General features: G+C 72.2%; 9 protein-coding genes and 1 tRNA gene. 2 read left to right on the top strand and 8 right to left on the bottom strand.

Annotated features, from left to right (window positions below; genetic code table 11):
• Positions 1 to 104: 104 nt before the first annotated feature.
• The 6 genes from tmk to ACTVAJ_RS12130 all read right to left on the bottom strand — a co-directional run bounded on the left by tmk (position 105) and on the right by ACTVAJ_RS12130 (position 10,947).
• On the bottom strand, positions 105 to 2,213 hold the full coding sequence (gene tmk / locus ACTVAJ_RS12155; protein ID WP_470388232.1) for a dTMP kinase: 2,109 nt from the start codon (positions 2,211 to 2,213) through the stop codon (positions 105 to 107).
• Positions 2,214 to 2,447: 234 nt separating this feature from the next.
• A complete protein-coding gene (topA, locus tag ACTVAJ_RS12150; RefSeq protein WP_470388231.1) occupies positions 2,448 to 5,297 on the bottom strand; it encodes a type I DNA topoisomerase in 2,850 nt (949 codons plus the stop codon).
• Positions 5,298 to 5,924: 627 nt separating this feature from the next.
• Positions 5,925 to 7,274, bottom strand: coding sequence for a hypothetical protein (locus ACTVAJ_RS12145; RefSeq protein WP_470388230.1), 1,350 nt, complete (start codon positions 7,272 to 7,274; stop codon positions 5,925 to 5,927).
• Between the two features lie 318 nt (positions 7,275 to 7,592).
• On the bottom strand, positions 7,593 to 8,237 hold the full coding sequence (locus ACTVAJ_RS12140; RefSeq protein WP_470388229.1) for a chaplin family protein: 645 nt from the start codon (positions 8,235 to 8,237) through the stop codon (positions 7,593 to 7,595).
• A gap of 157 nt (positions 8,238 to 8,394) precedes the next feature.
• On the bottom strand, positions 8,395 to 9,399 hold the full coding sequence (locus ACTVAJ_RS12135; protein WP_470388228.1) for a hypothetical protein: 1,005 nt from the start codon (positions 9,397 to 9,399) through the stop codon (positions 8,395 to 8,397).
• Positions 9,400 to 9,624: 225 nt separating this feature from the next.
• A complete protein-coding gene (locus ACTVAJ_RS12130) occupies positions 9,625 to 10,947 on the bottom strand; it encodes a M20/M25/M40 family metallo-hydrolase (RefSeq protein WP_470388227.1) in 1,323 nt (440 codons plus the stop codon).
• Between the two features lie 145 nt (positions 10,948 to 11,092).
• Between ACTVAJ_RS12130 and ACTVAJ_RS12125 the strand changes: the two genes are divergently transcribed.
• Positions 11,093 to 11,180 (top strand) — tRNA-Leu (locus ACTVAJ_RS12125).
• Between the two features lie 141 nt (positions 11,181 to 11,321).
• On the opposite strand, the gene ACTVAJ_RS12120 is transcribed toward ACTVAJ_RS12125, so the two are convergent.
• A complete protein-coding gene (locus ACTVAJ_RS12120) occupies positions 11,322 to 12,419 on the bottom strand; it encodes a hypothetical protein (protein ID WP_470388226.1) in 1,098 nt (365 codons plus the stop codon).
• A gap of 514 nt (positions 12,420 to 12,933) precedes the next feature.
• Entirely contained in the window at positions 12,934 to 14,070 is a 1,137-nt protein-coding gene (locus ACTVAJ_RS12115; protein ID WP_470388225.1) for an MFS transporter, read from the bottom strand.
• A 146-nt stretch (positions 14,071 to 14,216) separates the two neighbouring features.
• On the opposite strand from ACTVAJ_RS12115, the gene ACTVAJ_RS12110 reads away from it, so the two are divergent.
• Entirely contained in the window at positions 14,217 to 15,134 is a 918-nt protein-coding gene (locus ACTVAJ_RS12110; protein ID WP_470388224.1) for a LysR family transcriptional regulator, read from the top strand.
• Positions 15,135 to 15,196 lie beyond the last annotated feature (62 nt).

Raw genomic sequence — 15,196 nt, 5'->3', positions numbered from 1 at the left:
GTGCCGGGGAAGCCGCCGGAAGACCCGGCGCTTCGGACCCATCACACGACGGCGCCCCCGCCACGTCTCGTGTCGGGGGCGCCGCCCTCCCGTGCTCGGACGGGTCACTCGTCCCTGATGACCGGGATCATCCCGGTCACGGCCTCCGAGCCGCTCGGCACCGGGTCGGGCAGCAGCGCACGGACCCGGCGGCGGATCTCGCGGCCGACCTTCTCCTGCGGTTCCCGGGCGTCCAACACCAGGTAGCGGTCCGGATTCGCCTTGGCCAGGCCCAGGAAACCCTGCCGGACCCGCTCGTGGAACTCCGCCGACTCGGACTCGATGCGGTCGGCGGGACCGCCGAGGCGGGACAGCCCGTCCTCGGGACGGACGTCGAGCAGCACGGTCAGATCCGGGACCAGCCCCTGGGTGGCCCAGTCGCTGATGTCGCCGATCTCCTCCGCCGACAGGTCGCGCCCGGCCCCCTGGTAGGCGAGCAGCGAGTCCACGTAGCGGTCGCTGATCACCACGGCGCCGCGTTCGAGGGCGGGCAGGATCTCCCGTTCGACGTGGTCGGCCTTGTCGGCCGCGTACAGCAGCACCTCGGCCCGGGGCGTGATGTGCGAGTTCTCCTTGTCCAGGAGCAGACCGCGCAGGCGCATGCCGAGCTTGGTCGCCCCCGGCTGCCGGGTGCCCACGACCTCGAAGCCCTGGTCGCGCAGCCACACGGTGAGTTCGCGGACCTGGGTGGACTTGCCCGCGCCCTCGCCGCCCTCGACGACGATGAACGCGCCGCCGTGGCCCGTCTCCTCCTCGTCCCCGTCCCCCTTCGGGTCGACACCGCGCAGGGCGGCGACCAGCTCGGGGACCAGGCCCGGACCGGCGTCGGGCACGCCCCGGTTCATCTGTCGGTAGCACACGAGCGCCACGACCACGGCCAGCAGACCGGAGACCATGAGGACCACGCCGCTGCCGCGCAGGTCGTAGGTGAGCGAGCCGATCGGCAGCGCGTAGTCGCCGATGAGACCGGCGGCGATCGGCGCGAGGGCGGTGGCACCGACCAGCACGATCCGGGCCGCGCCGTGCAGGAAGGCGAAGGTCCGCCCCCGGTACTCGTCCTCGACCTCGTGGCCGAGCATCGTCAGGCCGATGACCCACGCGATCCCCGCGCCCATGCCGAGGAAGGCCGTGAGCACGGCGGTGAGCACCATGTCGGCGACCGCACCGGCGAACAGCAGGGCCACGCCCGCGACGACGATGCTCAGCCCGAACAGACGGCGGCGGCTGAACTTCTTGAGCACGCGCGGACCGGCGAGCATGCCCAGCGCCATCCCGGCGAAGACGGCCGCGAAGACCATGCCGAAACCGGCGTTGCCCGCGCCCAGGGACTCGACGTGGATACGGCCGACGCCGATGACGGCGCCGCCCGCGGCGAAGGCGCCGAGCATGCCCAGCACCAGGCCGCGCACGAGCGGGGTCCCGCCGACGTAGCGCCACCCCGTCCACACGGCGCGCAGGATGCCGCTGTCGGCGGTCGCGTCCCCGCCGTCGGCCGCCGCCCTGTGCTTGGGGATGGGCAGCCCGACGACCACGATCGCGGCGACGAAGAACGTGACGCCGTTGAGGTACAGGGCGATGTCCGCCTCGGGGCTGGCCATCGAGGGCAGCAGCGCGCCGAGCACGTTGCTGACCGAGGCGAGCGCGGCGAACACCAGGGCCGCCACGGGCGCGGTGCCGTAGGTGGTGAGCAGGCTGAGCTGGTTGGCCTGCTCCAGGAACTTCTTGGGCACCAGGTTGGGGACGGTGGCGTCCTTGGCCGGGGCCCAGAACAGGGCGACGATCTCGGCCAGGAGGTTGGCGATGAGCAGCCACTCCAGGGCGAAACCGGGAACGAACAGCCCGACGAGCGGGATGGAGACGTACAGCAGACCGCGCAGCAGGTCGCCGACGACCATCGTCCAGCGCCGGTCGAGGCGGTCGGCGACCACCCCGGCCAGGGGGCTGAACAGGATCGACGGGGCGAGTTTGATCACCACCACGCCGCTGACCGCGAGGTACTGGACGAGCTGGGAGCTGTCGGCGGTGAAGATCGCCGCCAGCGACATCAGGGCCAGCAGGCTGAGCCAGTCGCCCAGGCTGGAGAGGGAAAGCGAGATCCACAGCCTTCTGAAGGGTGAGATCGCGAGAACGTGGCGCGCCTCGGACGGCGCTCCCAGGGGTGCAGATCTGCTCATAGCGCTCAAGATTATCGGTGAGGGGGATAGGGACCGACGGGTCGACGGCCCGTCGCGTGGTGATTCGAGAGATGGAGCCGGAGGTCACACACGTTTCACGTGTTCCCCTCCGTCACACACAGACTAGTACGGAACATCACTCCCGGACAGGGGGTGTTCCTACCGGGTCACCGCCCCCGCCGGAAACGGTCCACCCGGGCCCTCCCGCGGGAGGGCCCGGGTGGCGGGCGCGTGTCAGGACTCCTCGGTCGCGGACTTCCTCGGCGTGCCGTCCTTCTTCGCGGCGGTGCCCTTGGCGGCCGCGGCCTTGCGCGTGGTCGACGCCTTCTTCGTCGTCGTGGCGCCGGACCTGGCCGTCGTCGACTTCTTGGCGGTGGTCGACTTCTTGGCCGCGGGCTTCTTCGCCGCGGGCTTCTTCTTGGCCGGAGCCTTGGCCCGGCGCTCGGCGAGCAGCTCGGCGGCGCGCTCGTCGGTGATCGTCCCGACCTCGTCGCCCTTGCGCAGGGAGGCGTTCACCTCCCCGTCCGTGACGTAGGGGCCGAACCGCCCGTCCTTGATCACCATCGTGGCGCCCGAGGCCGGGTCCTGTCCCAGCTCGCGCAGGGGCGGCGCGGCGGCGCGGCGGCCGCGCTGCTTGGGCTGGGCGAAGAGCGCCCTGGCCTCGTCCAGGGTGACCGTGAAGATCTGCTCCTCGGCCTCCAGTGAGCGGCTGTCGGTGCCCCTCTTCAGATACGGGCCGTAGCGCCCGTTCTGCGCGGTGACCTCCTCGCCGTCGAGCTCGCCGACGACGCGGGGCAGCGCCAGCAGCCGCAGCGCGTCCTCCAGGGTGACGGTGTCCAGGTCCATCGACTTGAGCAGGGAGCTCGTGCGCGGCTTGGCCTTGGCCTTGGCCTTCCCCTTGCCGTTCTCCTCGGCGGGCTCCCCGATGACCTCGGTGACGTAGGGGCCGAACCGCCCGGACTTGGCCACGATCGCGCGGCCGGTCTCCGGGTCGGTGCCGAGGTCCCGGTCACCGCTGGGCTGGGCGAGCAGCTCCTCGGCCTTCTCCCCGGTCAGCTCGTCGGGTGCCAGGTCCTCGGGGACGTTGGCGCGCTCCCCGTTCCGGTCCAGGTAGGGGCCGTACCGCCCCACCCGCAGGACGATGTCCGTACCGGGCAGCGGCAGCGAGGAGACCTCCTTGGGGTCGATCTCGGCCAGGTGGTCGCCCACCAGTTCCTTGAGACCGGTCTCCTGGTGGCCCTGGGGGTCCTCGCCGCCGAAGTAGAAGCGGCGCAGCCACGGAAGGCTCTCCGTCTCACCGCGGGCGATGTCGTCGAGCACCTCCTCCATGCGGGCGGTGAACTCGTAGTCCACCAGGTTCCCGAAGTGCCGCTCCAACAGCTGGACCACCGCGAAGGCCAGGAAGGACGGCACGAGGGCCGTTCCCTTCTTGAACACGTAGCCGCGGTCCAGGATGGTGCCGATGATCGAGGCGTAGGTGGACGGGCGCCCGATCTCCCGCTCCTCCAGCTCCTTGACCAGGGTGGCCTCGGTGTAGCGGGCGGGCGGGCGGGTGCTGTGCCCCTCGGCCTCCAGCGTCTGGGCCTTGAGCGGGTCGCCCTCGGACATCGCCGGGAGGCGCCGCTCGCGGTCGTCGAGGTCGGCCGCCGGGTCGTCGGAGCCCTCGACGTAGGCCTTGAGGAACCCGTGGAAGGTGATGATCTTGCCGGTGGCGCTGAACTCGGCGACCTCGCCGCTGGCGGAGGTGCCCTCGATCCGGACGGTGACGGACTCGCCGACCGCGTCCTTCATCTGGGAGGCGACGGTGCGCTTCCAGATCAGTTCGTAGAGGCGCAGCTCCGGGCCGGACAGGCCGGTCTGGGAGGGGATGCGGAACTCGTCACCCGCCGGGCGGATGGCCTCGTGCGCCTCCTGCGCGTTCTTGACCTTGCTGGCGTACACGCGCGGCTTGTCGGGCACGTGGTCGGCGCCGTACAGGCGGCGGGCCTGCGAACGCGCGGCGTTCAGCGCGCTCTCCGACAGCGTGGTGCTGTCGGTACGCATGTAGGTGATGTGGCCGTTCTCGTACAGCCGCTGGGCGACCTGCATGGTCTGCTTCGCGGACAGGCCGAGCTTGCGGGACGCCTCCTGCTGGAGGGTCGTGGTGCGGAACGGCGCGTACGGGGAGCGGCGGTAGGGCTTGCGCTCGACCGACCGGACCGCGAACCCGGCACCGGTCAGCCGCTCGGCGAGTCCGCGCGCGGCGGCCTCGTCCAGGTGGCGGACGGGGCGGTCGGAGCGCAGGGTGCCCTGGGAGGTGAAGTCGCGGCCGAGGGCCACGCGGGTGCCGTCCACGCTGACCAGCGCGGCGGGGAACGCGGCGGGACCCTCGGGGGCGCCCGCCCCGGTGGCGTCGAAGACCGCCTTGATGCCCCAGTACTCGGCGGAGGTGAAGGCCATCCGCTCGCGTTCGCGCTCGACCACCAGGCGCGTGGCGACCGACTGCACCCGCCCGGCGGAGAGCTTGGGCATGACCTTCTTCCACAGCACGGGGGAGACCTCGTAGCCGTAGAGACGGTCCAGGATGCGGCGCGTCTCCTGCGCGCTGACCAGCCGCGTGTTCAGGTCACGCGTGTTGTTGGCGGCGCGCTGGATGGCGTCCTTGGTGATCTCGTTGAAGACCATGCGGCGGACGGGGATCTTGGGCTTGAGCTCCTCGCGCAGGTGCCAGGCGATCGCCTCGCCCTCGCGGTCCTCATCTGTGGCGAGCAGGAGTTCGTCGGCCTCCGCCATGAGCTCCTTGAGCTTCTTGACGTGCGACTTCTTGTCGGCGTTGACGACGTAGAGCGGCTCGAAGTCGCCGTCGACGTCCACACCGAGCCGCGCCCACGGCTGCCCCTTGTACTTGGCGGGGATCTCGGCGGCCTTCTCGGGCAGATCACGGATGTGGCCGATGCTGGACTCCACGACGTAGCCGCGCCCCAGATAGCCGGCGATGGTCTTCGCCTTGGCGGGCGACTCGACGATGACCAGAGCGGTCCCCGCTCCCTGCCGTCCGCTGTCCTTCGAGCCGTTCTTGCCGGCGCTGCCCTTCGTGGGTGGCACGCTGTTCCCCTACGTCTAGCCCTACGTGATCTGTCCGACCGTGTTCCCGCGGTTCCCTGGGAACCGACAGTAACCGAATGCCAGGCCCTCCCCCGTCGATGGGTGAGCGGCCCCGGTCCGGGATCCCTCCCGCGTCCGGGTGCCGGGCTCACAACCACCGGCACCCGCAGAATAAGCGTTGTCCGACCCGGTACCGCTCCATGGCGTCCGCGCGTGGCCGTGGCGACCGTCTCCCACGATCGCCCACCGGCTCCGGGGAGCACCCGGAATTCAGTTTCAACGTGACATCGGTCACACCCGGAGAGTCGGTGTTCCACGCCCCCCAGAATGCGGCGAGTCCTCCCGGATATTCCCGGGAGGACTCGGCTCACGTCCTGGGCCGGTGGCGATCACCCCCACGCTCCCGCAGTCCACCGCGATCCATTACGGAACGGGAGTGCGGAGGCGACTCACCGGCACGGACGGTATCCGCTGCGCCGAAGCGCCGTGCACGGGACCTCCCCACGGGCGTGTACCGCCGTCCGGTGGTGTTCGGCGTCTCGCAGTCCACCGCGATCCATTACGGAACGAGACACCGCACTCCTCCGGCCGTCCGGCCCACCGCCCCGGGGCGGAACCGCTGGGTCGTTACAGGCCCACTCCGGCGACCCCGAGCAGCTGGCCGACCGGGTCGGCGGCCTGCATGGCCGAGGCCTCGGGCAGCTCGTCGGCGTGCTCGGGAGCGTGCTCCCGGACGGCCTGGGTCGTGGTCTCGCTCAGGCCGTACTGGACGGGCACCATCTCCGAGACGGGCACCTCGGGCAGCTCGTTCAGGACGGGGGCGGCGTCCAGGGCACCCGACTGGTGCTCGACCGGGGCGCTCATGTGGTGGACCTCGGCGCTGTCACCGGTGGAGCTCGCCCCGGCGGTGCCGAGCACGGCGCCGACCGCGTTGCCCGTGATGTTCACCGGCACGTCGCCGTCGACGACGGCCTGGTTGCCGCCGAGCACCGAGCCGTTGCCGGAGGAGGCCACGTCGTGGCTGTCGTGCACGACCGCCTCGGTGTCGGTGGCCGCCGCGCCCGCGACGCCGCCCACGGCACCGATCGCGTTACCGGAGAAGTTCACCGGCACGTCCAGGTCGGCCACCAGCTGGTTGCCGCCGACCAGGGATCCGTTGCCGGAGGTGGCGATGTCCGAGTGCGCCATGTGCTCGCGCTCGACGGGGGCGGACTGCCGGAGGACGCCCGCGTCCACACCGGAGGTGTCGGGCAGCACCTGGACGTTCTCGGCGGCCTCGCCGACCAGGTCCATCGTGCCGAACTCGGCGGGAGCCGACTGGTAGGAGCGGTAGCCGTCACCGAGGTCGTCGCTGAGGCCGTCGACGCCGTCGTGGCGGTGCCCCTCGTGCACGATCGCGTCGGCGTCGGTGGCCGCCGCGCCCGCGACGCCGCCCAGGGCGCCGATCGCGTTGCCGGACACGTTCACCGGCACGTCCAGGTCGCCGACGATCTGGTTGCCGCCCAGGATCGAGCCGTTGCCCGAGGAGGCGATGTCGCGGCCGCCGTCGTGGCCCTGGTGGCGGTGCCCCTCGTGCACGATCGCGTCGGCGTCGGTGGCCTGGGCCCCGGCCATGCCGCCCACGGCACCGATCGCGTTGCCCGCCACGTTGACCGGGACGTCGCCGTCGACGACGGCCTGGTTGCCGCCCAGGATCGAACCGTTGCCCGAGGTCGCGATGTCGCGGTCGCCCTCGTCGATCACGGCCGCCGTCGAACCGGTGCAGGAGGCGCCGGAGACGCCCAGCACCGCACCGACCGAGTTGCCGCAGACGTTGATGGGCACGTCGCCGTCGACGACCAGCTGGTTGCCGCCGCCGATCGAGCCGTTGCCGGAGGTGGCGATGTCGCCGTCGGCGAACGCCACTCCCGTCCCCAGGGCGACGAAGCCGGCTGCCAGGAGCATGGCCTTCGCTGATGTGCCAGCCCACTTACTCATGTGGGAAGTCCTTTCGGAAAACGAGTTGAGAAGGTGTCGTGCTCGGGCCCCAGGCCGTTCCATGCCCCTGGGTGGGGCACGGGCCTTCGACCAAGGCCGGGGATCATCCGGTCGGCCGCGCACCTGGGCGGTGCGTGTCTGCCGGTCTGGAGAGCGCGCCGCGGTCCGGCTCCGCTGGGTGCGGGCGAACGCGCGCGCTCCGTCGATCAGCTCCGCTCTGGTTGAGCGGCGGCTGACGTGAACCCCGCGATCTCGGCCACGGCCGGTGCTGCGGGACTCGCGTCAACCCCCGGGCCGTCGGACGGCCCGGGTGGCCGATCAGGCGCGGGCGCGCCGACGGAGGCCCAGGAGGATCAGTCCGGCCCCGGCCGCGGCGGTGGCCAGAGCGGCGGCGACCATCCAGAGCAGGCCGGTGCCGTCGGTGCCGGTGACGGCGAGTTCGGTGTCGTCCCCGGCGGGAGCGGAGGGCTGCTCGGTGACGGGCGCCCCCGGACGCTCCTGCGGGGGCGCGCCCTCCTCCTCCGGAACCTCGCCCCGGTTCTCCTCGGTGGGGGCGGGGGACTCCTCAGGGCTGGGGGAGGCGGTCTCCCCGGGGGTGCCGCCCTCGTCCGGGGTGTCCTCCCTGGGGTTCTCCTCGGGGATCTCCTCGCCGTAGCCGTCGTAGCCGTCGTAGCCGTCGTCGGTGCGGCGGTCGACCGGATCCGCCGGGGAGCCGGGCTCCCCTGAGGGCCCGTCGTGGACGACGGCCGCGCCGTCCGTGCACTGTGCCCCGGCCACGCCGACCACGGCGACGGCGTTGCCGCAGACGTTGACGGGGACGTCGCCGTCGACGACCACCTGGTTGCCGCCGCCGATCGACCCGTTGCCGCTGGTCGCGGTGTCGGCGTGGGCGGCACCGCCGGCGGCGGTGAGGAGTCCGGCCGCCAGGAGGGCGGCGATGCGGGGCGTTGCGGTGTGGGTCATCACATGTCCTTGGGTCAACGAGGAAGTCTTCTGGCGGCTCGTGTGACCACGGACGGTGACTCCAGGCTGGATCAGCCGAAGGAGTGGCTACCCGCCGCAGAGGCGGGGAGATCGCGCGCTGGGCGCGCTGACCGGCCGCGGTCGTACGACGCGGCTACTAGTCAGGGGAGTAGGAGGGGTCGTCCGCGGCGTCGCGGACGACCAGGGTGGGGTCGCCGGGAAGGGCGACCCGCTGGGCCCGGGGCGCGGTGTGCACGGCCCTGGCCATGAGGAACCCGGCCGCACCGGGCGTGGGGAACGACGGCGCGGACGCACCGGTCGCGTCGGTCCCGGCGGAGTGCGGCGCACCGCCCGCGATGAGGCGGACGCGGTCGGCGGTCTCGTCGTCAGCGGCGGCGGCCTGCTCGGCGGCCGCCTCGAACGAGGCCGCGTTCCGGACGGTCGCGGGCGGCGCCGCGGCCGTGCCGGCGGCGGATCCCGGAGCGTCCTCCTGTTCCCGCGCGGCGTCCGGAACAGCGGTCCCGGGCACCTCGGGAACCACGGAGGGTTCGGTGCCGGCGTCGAGGGCCGGCAGGTCGACGGGGACCGTGCGGCGCACGGTGGCGCCGACCCCCTGCCCCGCGTCGGTCAGGCCCTCGGTGACCGTGTCGACCAGACCGGTTCCGTGCAGGGAGTCGTCGGTGGTCTCCACCACGCCCCGGCCCGCGCGGGCGACGCCGGTGACGAGCTCTCCGGCACCGCGGGCGGTGCCGTCGACGGTCCGGGCGGTGTCGTCGACCACGCGGGTGGTGGCCGTACGGGCGGCGGTCTCGTGGAGCGCCGCGGTGACACCGGTCCCGTCCAGGGCGTGCGCCGGAAGCGCCGCGGTCTGGGGGACGACGGTGTCGGTGAGCGAGGAGGCCCGGTCTCCGGCACCGGCGAGCACGGGCTCGCGCGGGGCCCCGGTCCGGACGGTGTCCTGGACGGCGTCGTCCGCTCCGATGACACGGCCGACCAGGCCGCCGGTCTCGGGGGCGGTGTCGGCCTGTGCGACACCGAACCCCCCGGCCAGCCACGCGACGGCGGCGATGCCGGACAGGAGCAACAGTCGGATGTAGGCACCCTGGGAGTCACGGGCAGCGCGGTTGGACGACACCAACCACCCTCGTCCCGCGAGCACCATCGGATGCCCCCTTCACTGTCACTGGACGGTCCCGTGCGGCGGTTCCACCGCGGTCGCACGGCGGTGCCGGGTTCGTGGCGCGCCCTGAGCGGGCGCGGAACCTCGACACCGTCGAACTGAAAGCAACCGTACCATCACGTTGGGTGAACGTGAGCGTGATCGCGGATCACGCCGAGAAGTTCTCGGCGCTCCCGCCCCGGAAGGGCGCCGCGAACCCGGACGGGGTCAGCTCATGGCGACGAACCTGTCCAGAACGCGCACACCGAACCGAAGGCCGTCGATCGGCACGCGCTCGTCGACACCGTGGAACATCCCCGCGAAGTCCAGCTCCGGAGGCAGCCGCAACGGGGAGAACCCGTAGTTGCGCACGCCCAGGCGGGAGAAGCTCTTGGCGTCGGTGCCGCCGGAGAGGCAGTAGGGCACGGCCCTGGCCCCCGGGTCCTCGGCCAGCAGGGACTCCTGCATGGCGGTGACCAGACCGCCGTCGAAGGAGGTCTCCACCGCCGGGAGGTGGTGGATGAACTCGCGGCTGACCTTCGGCCCCAGGAGGCGGTCGATCGTCGCGAAGTACGCGTCCTCCGTCCCCGGCAGGAAGCGGCCGTCCACCTGCGCGGTCGCCTCACCGGGGATGACGTTGGCCTTGTACCCGCCGCCGAGCACCGTGGGATTGAGGGTGTTGCGCAGGGTGGCGCCGATCATGCGGGCGATCGGGCCGAGCCGGGCGACGGTGGCGTCCACGTCGCGCTCGTCGAACTCGATCCCGAACTCCTCGCAGATCTCCTCCAGGAAGGTCCGGACGGTGGGGGTGAGCTGGACGGGGAACTCGTGCTCGCCGAGCCGGGCGACGGCCGCCGCCAGTTCGGTGACCGCGTTGTCGGCGTTGACCATCGAACCGTGCCCGGCGGTGCCGCGCGCGGTCAGCTTCATCCAGGCGATGCCCTTCTCCGCGGTCTCCACCAGGTAGAGGCGGCGGTTCTCCCGGACCGTGAACGAGAAGCCGCCGACCTCGCTGATCGCGGCGTCGCAGTCGGCGAACAGGTCGGGGTGCTCGTCGACGAGGTACTGGGCGCCCCAGGTGCCGCCCGCCTCCTCGTCGGCGAGGAAGGCCAGCACGATGTCGCGCGGGGGCCGGCGCCCCTCGCGCAGGCGCTGGCGGAGCATGGCCAGGACCATGGCGTTCATGTTCTTCATGTCGACGGCGCCGCGACCCCAGACGCAGTCGTCGGCGACCTCCCCGGCGAAGGGGTGGTGGGTCCAGTCGTCCGGCGCCGCGGGGACGACGTCCAGGTGGCCGTGGATGAGCAGCGGGGGACGGGTGGAGTCCTCGCCCGTGATCCGCGCCACCACGTTGCTCCGGCCGGGGTGCTTCTCGTAGATCCGGGACTCGACGCCGACCTCGTCGAGCCTGCCCGCGACGTACTCGGCGGCCTTGCGCTCACCGGGCCCCGAGTGGTCGCCGTAGTTGGAGGTGTCGATCTCGATGAGTTCCCTGCACAGGTCGACGACCTCGACCTCGGCCGCGCTCAACGCGTTGTCCGGCTCTGCCATCTCACAACTCCCGTCCAGCGGCATGGGCTTCCGCGTGTCCCACCGACCATGTCACGCCCGCCCCCCGCCGGAAAACTGGTTCGGGACACCTCGGACCTTTGCTATGGTTGACCTGTCCGGCGCGGCAAGCGCCGAGCACGACCCGGTCCGGGTGGCGGAATAGGTAGACGCGCTAGCTTGAGGTGCTAGTGGCCGTTAAGGCTGTGGGGGTTCAAGTCCCCCCTCGGACACCAACGAAGGCCCTGTTCGCAGGGCCTTTTTTCATGCCCGGATCCACCCAGGACGGTGGGGGCCCCTGAGGAACGAGGCCCCGACCGGGGGACACGTGTTCACCACAGGCTCCGGGCCCGCGGGACGACGCCACCCCTTCACCGTCAGGGGGAGAAGCTCTCGTTCTCCTGCTGGAACGAGGTCAGGACACCGTTGACCTCGGAGGGAAGCCTCTCGGAAGGCGGCCAGGGGGTCGGCACCTGCAGCGGAACGAGCTGTGACGGCTGCGGGCGCTGGGAGGGACCGCTGCGCACCATGTGTTCGACGCGGTCGGGATAGCCGGCGAACCCCTGCGATTCGTGCCACGGGTACCACGCGCCCCGTGTCGTCAACGGGTCGAACCCCCACCTGGCGGTCCTCGCCGCGGCCTCGTTCTCCACGGTCGGGTCGGCCAGCGCCGCCCGCTGCCTGGTCCTGCGCATGACGAAGAACGTGATCCCCAGCCCGGCGAACAGCACCGTCGGTACGGCTCGTCGGACGATCGACCCGGTGGGGTCGGGGTTGGGGTTGATGGCCTCGCAGTCGGCCTCGCTCATGATGAAGTTGTCCGGGTCCTCGAGGATCTCCAGACATTCCGCGTAGGTGAGCCGGTCGGAGCTCCCGGCCTGCTCGGCGTTCTCCGCGATCACCCCGCCGACGATCTGCAGGAGCATCATGAGGGCGAACAGGCCGGAGAGGACGAAGCTGAGGATCGAGGCGAGCTTGAGCCCGTTCTGCTTCAACCGCGCCGGGTAGCTGGTGAAGCGGTTCCTCTCGTCAGCGGGGGTCTCAGCCTGCGCCCGCCTGATCGCGTCCGCCCACACGGCGTTCCAGACGCGTTCGCGGTTGCGCAGGAACGGGATGAGGACGGCGGCGCGTTGCTGCCAGTCGACGAACGCCGCGCCCTCCGGCGTCTGCCGCCACATCGAGAACTCGTGCCGGGCGGTCTGTTCGGCCATGGCCTGCTGAAGCGCGTGCTGCTCGTGCTGGAGTGCGAGTTGCTGCTCCTGCGACCTCGCCGCCCGTGCGGTGTTCGCGGCGGTGATGCCGTTGAAGACCATGCTGGCACCGCTGGCGAACGCGACGCCCTTGAGAAGCTTCGTGTTCTGGGCCGCCGACTGGGCGGCGCTCGCGGCCGACCGGTCGATGTTGCCCAGATGTTCCGCGCTTCTCGCGGCCGAATGATCAATGTTCCGCAGATGGTCTTTCGGAGATTGGAACATGCCGTCACCGATCCTTTCTACTCGTACGTGGATGAGATCCTCACGTGGAGTCACCGATGACGCAGCGCGGCGAGCACCCCTCGGCCGATCGGGAATCATGCCCCGCAGACCAACGGCAAGGGTAGCGACAATGCCGGTTGGTGACCATTCCCGGGCAGCGCCCCGGCCTCGACGGCCGTAGCGGCGCGCCTCACCGGAAGAGCCGTCCCGTCGGGCTTGCGCAGGTCGGGCCCCGTCCCGGAACCTCCGGTGCGGGGCCTATCCCGTGGAGTACGGCGGGGTGCGACCGGATTGCCTCCCGACAACGGAGATCCCGCCTCAATCCGCGCGCACCGGTGGAACGGATTCCTGGCCATTCCTGTTCAGCGCCGTGTCCGCCTACACCTTCCCTCTCCACGGGGTTGGGCAGCGCGACGTTCACGTCCCCCTCGGACACCACCGCAAGCCCTGTTCGCCGGAGCTTTTCCGTGGCCCGAGGACGCGGTGTGCGGCCTCCGGGCGAAGACGGCGGACCTCAAACCGCCCTCCGGGGGCTCGGGGCCCGGCCGAGGAGGGCGGCCAGGAGCGCGCCGGCGGCCAGGCCGCCGGCCACCCACATGACGGACCCGCCGCCGAACCCGTCCATCACCCGGCCGCCGACGAGGGCGCCCAGGGCGATGCTGGCGTTGAAGACACCGACGAACAGCGCGGTGACGCTCTCCGCGGCGTCCGGAGCGGACCGCATCATCCAGGTCTGCGCGCTGACCGACACCCCGCCGTAGGCCAGGCCCCACAGCGCCATGAGCACCGCGGCCCCCGCGAACGAGGAACCGAGCGACGGGAGCGCCAGAACGGCGGCGCCCAGGCCGACGCTGATCACCGCGAGCGTGGTGCGCGGCGCGCGCACCGCCCCCGGGCCCGCAGCGAAGTTGCCGACGAGGCCGAGCACCCCGTAGACGAGCAGCAGCGCCCCGACGGCGCCCGCACCGATCCCGGCCGCCCCCTCCAGCACCGGGCGCACGTAGGTGTAGGCGGCGAAGTGGCCGGTGACCAGCAGGACGGCGAGGAAGAGTCCGGTGAGCACGCGCGGCTCGGCCAGGATCCGCGCCGTCCCGCCCAGCCGGGCGGGACGGTCGGTGGTGAGCCGGGGTAGGAGCACGGCCATCGCCACGGCCACGGCCAGGGACAGCCCCGCGATCGCGACGAAGGACTCGCGCCAGCCGCTCCACGCCTGGACGTAGGCGCCCAGCGGTACACCGATCACCGAGGCGGCCGCGACGCCGCTGAAGATCAGGGAGGTGGCCGCACCGACGGACCGTTCGGCGACCAGGCGGGGGGCCAGGGCCCCGGCGGTCGCCCAGACCCCGCCCATGCCCAGGCCGACGAGGACGCGGGCGGCGACCATGGCGGTGAAGGTCGGCGCCCAGGCGGCGAGCAGGTTGGCGGCGGCGAGCAGGAGCATGAGCGCCACGAGTACCGTGCGGCGGTCGGCCCGGCCGAACACGAACGGTGCCAGCGGAGCGGTCACGGCGGCGACGAGACCGGTGACGGTCAGCGTCAGGCCCGCGGTGCCCTCACTGACCCCGAGGGAGTGGCCGATCGGGGTCAGCAGCCCCACCGGCATCATCTCGGAGGTGATGACCGTGAACGTGCCGGCCGCCACGACGGCCACGGCGGGCCATCCTCCGGCGGGGCGCGGGGTCACCGTCGACCCGGGTCGGACGGAAGCAGAGAGGTTGGACATGCGGATGATCCAACCCGTGTGACCGGACGGGAACAACGGCGATCCGCTCATGCTTCAATGAGCCGGGCTCATCGATGGCGGCCGAGCTGGGGGAGGACGGGATGCCGGGGTTGGAGGCCAGGGAACTGGAGTGCTTCCTCGTCCTGGCCGAGGAGTTGCACTTCGGGCGTACGGGCGAGCGGCTCGGTGTCTCCCAGAGCCGGGTCAGCCAACTGCTGCGCTCCCTGGAGGCGCGGATCGGCGCCCGGCTGGTCGACCGCACGAGCCGGCGTGTCCGGCTGACCGGCGCCGGAGCCGACTTCGCCGCCGCCCTCGGACCCGCCTACGCGGCGGTGGAGGGGGCGGTCGAGGAGGCGCGGACCCGGGCGCGCGACGCCCGCGCGCGGATCCGGGTCGGTTTCCAGGGGGTGGTCTACGAGCGGGTCACCCGTGCCGTCACGGCCTTCCACGGACGCCGCCGCGACCACCGCGTGGACCTGACCGAACTCCCGCTGTCCGACCCCTTCGGCGCGCTGCGGCGCGGCGAGGTGGACGCGGCCGTGGTGCTGCTGCCGGTCGAGGAGCCGGACCTGACCGTGGGCGTGGTCTTCTCCGAACAGCGGCAGCACCTGACCGTGCCCGTCGGCCACCCCTTCGCACGGGTCGCGCACGTGGGAGCGGAGGACCTCGCGCTCATCCCCCTCATCCCGGTCACCGGCCCCGCCCCGGAGTACTGGAGACGGGTCCACTCCCCCGAGGCCACACCCGGCGGTCGGGCCGTCGCGCACACGGAGGGCGTCCGCACCCTCCAGGAGGGGCTGACGCGCGTGGCGGCCGGACGCGGGGCGATGCTGCTGTGCGGGGCGACCGCCGCGCACCACCGGCGGCGGGACGTCGCGTTCGTCCCGGTCACCGGGTTGCCCAACTCGGCGCTGGCGCTGGTGTGGCCGAGCGGCGGACGCACGGCGCACCTGGAGGCACTCGCGGCCGCGATCGCCGAGGTGGCGGACTGACGGTGCTGCCGCGGCCGTGTGTTCCCGCCCCGGCCGGGTCCCTCCCCCGTCACCGGGAGCCG

It is taken from the genome of Nocardiopsis sp. KDC1DS13DA1, from assembly GCF_055632325.1.
This window is presented reverse-complemented; position numbering and strand designations above follow the sequence as displayed.

What these genes read in the sequence shown, in the direction of transcription:
- tmk (WP_470388232.1), bottom strand. Translation starts at nt 2,213, where the DNA reads ATGAGCAGATCTGCACCCCTGGGAGCGCCGTCCGAGGCGCGCCACGTT.
- ACTVAJ_RS12145 (WP_470388230.1), bottom strand. Translation starts at nt 7,274, where the DNA reads ATGAGTAAGTGGGCTGGCACATCAGCGAAGGCCATGCTCCTGGCAGCC.
- ACTVAJ_RS12140 (WP_470388229.1), bottom strand. Translation starts at nt 8,237, where the DNA reads ATGACCCACACCGCAACGCCCCGCATCGCCGCCCTCCTGGCGGCCGGA.
- ACTVAJ_RS12135 (WP_470388228.1), bottom strand. Translation starts at nt 9,399, where the DNA reads ATGGTGCTCGCGGGACGAGGGTGGTTGGTGTCGTCCAACCGCGCTGCC.
- ACTVAJ_RS12130 (WP_470388227.1), bottom strand. Translation starts at nt 10,947, where the DNA reads ATGGCAGAGCCGGACAACGCGTTGAGCGCGGCCGAGGTCGAGGTCGTC.
- ACTVAJ_RS12120 (WP_470388226.1), bottom strand. Translation starts at nt 12,419, where the DNA reads ATGTTCCAATCTCCGAAAGACCATCTGCGGAACATTGATCATTCGGCC.
- ACTVAJ_RS12110 (WP_470388224.1), top strand. Translation starts at nt 14,217, where the DNA reads ATGGCGGCCGAGCTGGGGGAGGACGGGATGCCGGGGTTGGAGGCCAGG.